The following is a 5,929-nucleotide window of genomic DNA, read 5'->3' on the forward strand; positions in this document are numbered from 1 at the left end:
TCGGCTTCTCCACCCGCGTGCTGCTCGGTGAAAGCCGCGACACGCGCCGCGACATGCGCCTCGTCGACGCCGAAAGCTGCATAGAAGCCGCGCAGGCCTATCCGGAGCAAATCGTCGGCATCAAGGTGCGGGCCGGCCGCAAAGCTTCCGGCGAAAACGGCGGCGCAGCTCTCGAAGTGGCACTTGAGGTGGCCGAGCGCCTGAACCTGCCGGTCATGTGCCACGTCGACCTTGACCCTCCATCCATCGAGGAGGTCCTGCAGCGGCTGCGTCCCGGTGACATCATCACGCATTGCTGCCGTCCGGATCCGAACGCCGCGACTGAAAATGGCCGCGTCCGCGATGCGGTATGGCGGGCGCGCGAAAGCGGCGTACACTTCGACATCGGCCATGGCATGGGCGGCTTTTCCTTCCGTGTCTGCCGCGAGATGCTGGCCGAGGGCTTCGTGCCCGACCTGATCAGTTCGGACATCCATTCCCTTTCGGTCAACGGTCCTGCCTACGACCTTCTGACCACGATCAACAAGATGATTGCGCTAGGCGTGGACCAGACGACCGCGCTTGCTGCCGGCAGCGCCAACCCGGCGAAGGTCATCGGCCGTCCCAACCTAGGTCGCATCGCTGTCGGCGACGAAGCCAATGTTGCCGTGCTTAAGTGGCGCGACGAACCCTGGACCTTCAGAGACGCGGCCGGCGAAGGCCTCGACGTCTCCACAAGGCTGGTGTGCGACCGCCTCATCGTGAGGGGTCGCCAGATCGACCCCACGGGCGGCAGCCATCTCATGCAATCCCAATAAGAATCCGAGCGGAACAATGACGATGGAACACAGCGTAGTTCAGGCGCAGCATTTCATAGCGGGCAAGTGGACGCCCTCGCACAGCGGTCAAACGTTTGACGCGCGGTCGCCCTACGACGGCAATCTCCTGGCAGTTCTTGCCGAGGGCGACCGCTCCGACGCGCAGGATGCGATCAAGGCGGCCGAAGCCGGTCACAATGCATTGTCGAAGATGTCGGCATGGGATCGAGCACGTCTCTGCAATCGCGTCGCCGATGTCATCGAGAAGCGCCGTGGCGAGCTCGCCCTTACCCTTGCCCGCGAACAAGGCAAGCCGCTGGCGTCGGAAGCCTATGGCGAGATCGATGCAGCAGCCACCGGATTCCGGGAAGCTGCCGAGTTGATCAAATGGCTCGAAGGCGAGTTCATCCCGGTCGAGACACCAGGCAAACGGGCCATAAGTTTCCGCCAGGCACGCGGCGTCTACGCGATCGTGACGCCTTGGAATTTCCCGATCAACATTCCTGTCGAGTACCTCGCGCCCTGCCTTGCCGCAGGCAATGCCGTGGTGTGGGTGCCTGCGCCGACGACATCGCTTTGTGCTGTCAAGCTGATGGAATGCATCGCCGAGGCTGGCCTTCCAGATGGGGCGGTAAACCTTGTCCTTGGCCCCGGCGCGGTTGTCGGCGACGAGATCGTCTCCAACCCCGGCACGCATGGGATCGGTTTCACCGGCAGTCCGCAGACCGGAAGCGCCATCGCAAAGCGCGGAGCCGGCAAGCCTATGCTGCTGGAACTCGGCGGCAACGGGCCAGTCGTCGTGCTCGATGACGCAGATCTGGATCGTGCAGCGCAGGCCGCTGCCTTTGGCTGCTTCTTCAATGCCGGTCAGGTCTGCGCCGCGACCGGCCGAATCCTCGTCACCGAAAAGAACCACGACGCGCTTGCCGCCCGCATCGCAGGCATTGCAGAGACGATCCGCCTTGGCGATCCGCTGCTCGCGGAGACGACGATGGGGCCGCTGAACAACCCCCAGGTGGTCGCCAAGGTCGAACAACATGTGGCGGACGGCTTGGCCCGGGGTGCAAACCTTCTCACCGGCGGAAAGAAGGGGGCAGGTCTGTTGTACCAACCCACGGTCATGGGACGTGTCGACCGCCAGGCGCTGCTCAACACCTCCGAGACCTTCGGTCCCGTGGCGCCCCTGGTGGTGTGTGCCGATGACGCCGACCTGCTCGACACCGCCAATGCTTCGTCGCACGGACTCGCCGCCAGTGTGTTCACTCGTGACCTGAGCCGCGCCTTTTCATTCGGCGAAAAGCTGCGGGCCGGTCTCGTCAACATCAACAGCGCGAGTTGCTACTGGGAACTTCACCTGCCGTTTGGCGGCGCCTCCGGCAAGGCCAGTGGCCTGGGCCGCCTCGGTGGCAAGCACACGCTGCGCGAAGTCACCGACGTCAAGACGATTACGTTCGACATCAGCTGAAGAACAGGCCGGGCGGCAGTGCCGACCCGGTTCGCCATACCGACAATCAAACTCGCGCCGGCATCGCGCCGGCCACCCGGTTCACGGACCAAACTCCAGCCAATCGCAGTGAGGAACGATGCGACTTTGTAGCTATCTCCATAACGGCCGAGCCGGATATGGCGTCGTGGCGGACGACCGCGTCATCGACATCAGCCGCGTTCTTGGCGACAGCTTTCCAACGCTCGCAAGTCTGTTGGCCGAGGCTGACTTCCTCGGCATCTGCACCCAGGCCATCGGCCGCAGCCCTGAGCTGCCGCTTGCCGGCATCGTGTTGCAGGCGCCGATTCCCAATCCGGGGAAGATCATCTGCGTCGGGCTGAACTACCACGACCACATGGTCGAGACGCGCCATGCGCCGACACAGCATCCGACTTTGTTTGCCCGCTTCGCCGACTCCCAATGCGCGCATGGCGAACCGATGTTGATGCCATCGGTTTCCACCCAGTTCGACTTCGAGGCGGAGCTCGCCGTCATCATCGGCAGAAGCGGCCGCAACATACTGGCGGATGCCGCATTGGATCATGTCGCCGGCTACTCATGCTACAACGATGGCTCAGTTCGTGACTGGCAGGTCCACACGTCGCAGTTCTTGCCGGGCAAGAATTTCCCGGCGACGGGCGCATTTGGGCCGTTCCTGGTCACAACCGACGAAATTCCGAACCCGCAAGACCTTGCGATCAGCTGCCGGTTGAACGGCGAAGCCGTCCAGATGGCGCGCACCAGCCAGATGATACACTCCGTGGCTCAGCTGATTGCCTACGTCTCGCGCATCACCCCGCTTTCCCCCGGCGACGTGATCGTGACGGGCACGCCCGGCGGTGTCGGCTTCGCGCGCGTGCCACCCCTCTTCATGAAGGAGGGCGATCTTGTCGAAGTCGACATCGAAAGTGTCGGCTTGCTGCGCAACCAGGTTGCGCGGGAAACCACACCAAGCGCCTAGCGGCAATGCGCGGAAGCGCGGCTGTGCTTTCCATGCCGGCTCGGTCGACACTTGGCTGGGGCACGTCGTTTATCCCCGTGGCGGCAGGCCGATCTGGCATTTTTCATATTCAGGAGAGACATTATGGGCGAAGTGATTGAATTTACGTCTGGCGGCTACCGCTTCATCAAGGGCGTTTCGCAATACTCGGGCGGCGTGGCGGCATTGCCGGGCTTTCGCCTGGAACGCGTGCGGTTCACCCAGCCGTTGCCGCTTGCGGAAGGTTTTGCCGAGATCGAGAAGATCATCATGGCTGCAGACCGCCCCCTCACGGCATTCGCCGCATGCGAACTGCGCTCCCCGGCACCATTTACCGAAGAGGGCTTCGTTGCCTTCAACAGCAGCTACACGAAGACGCTGAAGGCGTGGGGCCTGCTTGAGACGGGCCACAATCCCGTGGCGCGCAGCAATGTCTGTCCGCAGATCGCACCGCCGCCTGTGCCCTCGATCTATGCGTTCTCGTTTACCGTGCCGACCGCCGAGACCGCGCCTTCCTTTGTCATTTCCGGATCCGCCGAGGTGCCCGAAGGCCATGCCGCCTATCGCGACCACATCGTCAGGCGTGGCGATCTCTCAGCCCACGGCCTGCGCACCAAGGCCAAGTTCGTGCTGGAGGAAATGGAGCGCCGTGCCGCTACGCTGGGCTTCGGATGGGAAAACGCGACGGCGGTCCAGGTCTACACCGTGCACAACCTCTACCCGTTCCTGGCCGACGAAATCGTCAAGCGCGGTGCTGCGCGCGCCGGTCTGACCTGGCACTTCAACAACCCGCCCGTCGTGGATCTGGAATACGAGATGGATCTCCGGGGCGTTGCCGCGGAACATGTCGTCTAAGAGCCATCGGATGACCATGCGTACTGACATCGGCAGCTATGACTACGTGATTGTCGGGGCGGGCTCGTCCGGTTGCGTTCTGGCAAACCGGCTGAGCGCCGATCCCGGCAAGCGCGTGCTGCTTCTGGAAGCCGGGGGATCGGACAACTATCACTGGATCCACATCCCGGTCGGCTATCTCTACTGCATGGGCAATCCGCGCACGGACTGGGGCTACCGGACAGCGAAGGAACCCGGCCTGAACGGCCGTTCCCTCGCCTATCCACGCGGCAAGGTGATGGGCGGCTGCTCGTCCATCAACGGCATGATCTACATGCGCGGCCAGGCCACCGACTACGACCATTGGCGCCAGCTCGGAAATCCGGGCTGGGGCTGGAACGACGTGCTGCCGCTGTTCAGGAAGTCGGAGGACCATCATGGCCTTTCCGACCAGTTCCATGGACAGGGCGGCGAACTCAGGGTGGAGCGCCAGCGACTGAGCTGGCCGATCCTCGACGCCGTGCGCGAGGCAGCCGAAGAACTCGGTGTGCCGAAGGTCGACGATTTCAACAACGGCAGCAATTTCGGTTCGTCCTATTTTGAGGTGAACCAGAAATCCGGATTCCGGTTCAATGCGGTGCGTGCCTTCATCAAGCCTGTTCGGCACCGCAGGAACCTCACGATACTCACCCATGCGCAGGCCGAGCGCGTGATGTTCTCCGGCCGTAGGGTTAGAGGACTGGACCTCAATCTCGGCGGCAAGCCCGCGCATGTGAAGGTGGAGGGCGAACTCATCCTCTCAGCGGGAGCGATCGGCACGCCACAACTGCTGCAATTGTCAGGTATCGGACCGCAGGCACTTCTCCGGCATCACGGCATCGAGGTCATGCACAACCTACCCGGCGTAGGCGAAAACCTGCAGGACCATCTGCAAATCCGGACCGCATTCAAGGTGTCGGGAGCGGAAACGCTGAACGAGCGCCAGGCCAGCCTCACAGGCAAAGCCCTGATTGCATTGGAATACGCTCTCAAGCGCTCGGGACCCGTGTCGATGGCGCCGAGCCAGCTCGGTATCTTCATGAAATCTCACGCGCGCTTCGAAACGCCCAACATCGAATTCCATGTCCAGCCGCTCTCGTTGGAATCCTTCGGCCAGCCGCTGCACAGCTTCCCCGCAGTCACCATATCAGTGTGCAATCTCAGGCCGGAATCGCGCGGTCATGTGCGCATCGTCTCCGCCCGGCCGGACGATCATCCGGAAATTGCACCCAACTACCTCTCCACTGAAAGTGATCGTGAAGTCGCGGTCGCATCGATAATCATCGCCCGCCAGCTGATGGAAACCAAACGCATGGCGCAATTCGGCCCCGAGGAATTCAAGCCGGGCGTGCACATACAGGCGCCCGAGGACCTCGCGCATGCCGCAGGTGACATTGCCACGACGATCTTTCATCCTGTCGGTACGGCGCGAATGGGCAATGACGACATGGCAGTGGTCGACCCGCAATTGCGCGTACACGGCATAGAGGGGCTGCGCATCGCCGATTGCTCGATCATGCCGACAATCATCTCAGGCAACACGCATGCAGCGGCAGTCATGATCGCCGAAAAGGCAGCCCAGTTGATCGCGTGAAATTTGGTTACGTTCGAGTAAGGCGCACCGCCGACGGGAACGGGGCCGTCTCCGGACGGTCCTCTGTGGATGGCTCCCGCATTGCAAGAGATAATTCGACGTTCTGGCGCGTTGGTCGGGTGCAGTCTTCTGTCCGGCCTGTTGATGCAGCCATAGGAGACTGCTGGCCCTGATGGGGTCGGCAAAACAAGGTCCCAATC

5 protein-coding genes are annotated in these 5,929 nt (G+C 62.6%); all 5 read left to right on the forward strand.

Going from position 1 to position 5,929, the window contains the following annotated elements:
* A partial coding sequence (locus AC1DWF_RS29340; protein ID WP_476842382.1) for an amidohydrolase family protein occupies nucleotides 1-797 on the forward strand: 797 nt, incomplete at its 5' end.
* 22 nt (nucleotides 798-819) lie between these two features.
* Nucleotides 820-2,262 carry an aldehyde dehydrogenase family protein gene (locus AC1DWF_RS29345; RefSeq protein WP_476785254.1) on the forward strand — a complete coding sequence of 481 codons (1,443 nt, stop codon included), beginning with the start codon at nucleotides 820-822 and terminating at the stop codon, nucleotides 2,260-2,262.
* 118 nt (nucleotides 2,263-2,380) lie between these two features.
* On the forward strand, nucleotides 2,381-3,244 hold the full coding sequence (locus AC1DWF_RS29350) for a fumarylacetoacetate hydrolase family protein (protein WP_476785253.1): 864 nt from the start codon (nucleotides 2,381-2,383) through the stop codon (nucleotides 3,242-3,244).
* A 123-nt stretch (nucleotides 3,245-3,367) separates the two neighbouring features.
* Nucleotides 3,368-4,117, forward strand: a complete 750-nt coding sequence (gene cnbZ / locus AC1DWF_RS29355) for a 2-amino-5-chloromuconate deaminase CnbZ (RefSeq protein ID WP_476786772.1) — start codon at nucleotides 3,368-3,370, stop codon at nucleotides 4,115-4,117.
* Nucleotides 4,118-4,127: 10 nt separating this feature from the next.
* Nucleotides 4,128-5,729 (forward strand): GMC family oxidoreductase, encoded by a 1,602-nt coding sequence (locus tag AC1DWF_RS29360; protein WP_476804497.1) that lies wholly within the window; start codon nucleotides 4,128-4,130, stop codon nucleotides 5,727-5,729.
* The last annotated feature ends 200 nt before the right edge of the window (nucleotides 5,730-5,929 follow it).

This window comes from Aminobacter sp. P4_D5 (assembly GCF_056401815.1).